Genomic DNA, 1144 nt, shown 5'->3' with positions numbered 1-1144 from the left:
TTATCCCAAATCTTAAATAAGGAGCCAATATGGAAAAGAGTCGGCGAGAGTTTTTAAAAACTACCGCAAAAACTTCCGTAGCAGTCGCAGGTGTAAGTATTGCATTGGCAGGCTGTGGCAAAAAAGGCACAAGTGAGAATCTCGTGCGTGGCAAATCGCCTAAAAAAGAGATTCTTTACCAAAAAACACAGCAATGGGATTTATACTATTCTGTTGCAAAATAAAAAGCGAGGTGAAAAATGAGCGAAACAATTCAAAGACGCAATAACAGACGTGCGTTTTTAAAAATGACCGCTCTTGGAAGCTTAGCTAGCGCAAGTATTGCATTGGGAAATGACACACAAAAAACTATGCGTCAAGCAACTACACAAGAGTTGAAAGAAAGATATCCAGAGTCCAAAAAAGTAAAAACAATTTGCACCCATTGTTCTGTGGGTTGTGGAATCGTAGCTGAAGTGGTAGATGGTGTTTGGGTGCGACAAGAAGTTGCACAAGACCACCCTATTTCTCAAGGGGGACATTGTTGTAAAGGCGCAGATTTAATTGATAGAGCAAGAAGTGAAACAAGACTTCGCTATCCATTAGAAAAACAAAATGGTAAATGGACAAGACTTAAATATGATGAAGCAATGGATAAAATTGCTGCACAAATTAAGCAAATCCGAGAGGAAAGCGGACCTGATGCGGTGATGTTTTTGGGAAGTGCGAAGTGTTCTAATGAGCAAAGCTATTACATTAGGAAATTTGCAGCATTTTTTGGGACAAATAATATAGACCATTGCGCTCGCGTTTGACACTCTCCAACAGTTGCCGGTGTGGCAAATACATTTGGATATGGTGGAATGACAAACCATTTAGGCGATATGCAATTCTCTAAATATATTTTAGTTATTGGTGCAAATCCAGCTGTCAATCACCCTGTTTCTATGGTGCATATTTTACGTGCAAAAGAAAAAGGTGCGAAACTCGTGTGCATTGACCCAAGATTTACTAAAACAGCAGCAAAATGTAATGAATATCACAGAATCCGAAGTGGGACAGATATTGCCTTTGCGTATGGATTGCTTAATCATATCATCGCAAAAAAACTTTATGATGAGCAATATCTCAAAGATAGAGTTGATGGCTATGAGCTCATTATGGA

The 1144-nt window shown here is 39.0% G+C and carries 2 protein-coding genes; both read left to right on the top strand.

The features are described from left to right. The first annotated feature begins 29 nt into the window (after window positions 1-29). Window positions 30-224, top strand: coding sequence for a twin-arginine translocation signal domain-containing protein (locus tag Q1553_RS00040; RefSeq protein ID WP_115552217.1), 195 nt, complete (start codon window positions 30-32; stop codon window positions 222-224). A 15-nt stretch (window positions 225-239) separates the two neighbouring features. Continuing rightward, window positions 240-1144, top strand: a 905-nt coding sequence (locus Q1553_RS00035; RefSeq protein WP_300842634.1) for a molybdopterin-dependent oxidoreductase, incomplete at its 3' end; no start/stop codon positions are given.

This window comes from Helicobacter sp. UBA3407, from assembly GCF_949747025.1.
GTDB classification, from domain to species: domain Bacteria; phylum Campylobacterota; class Campylobacteria; order Campylobacterales; family Helicobacteraceae; genus Helicobacter_D; species Helicobacter_D ganmani.
This window is presented reverse-complemented; position numbering and strand designations above follow the sequence as displayed.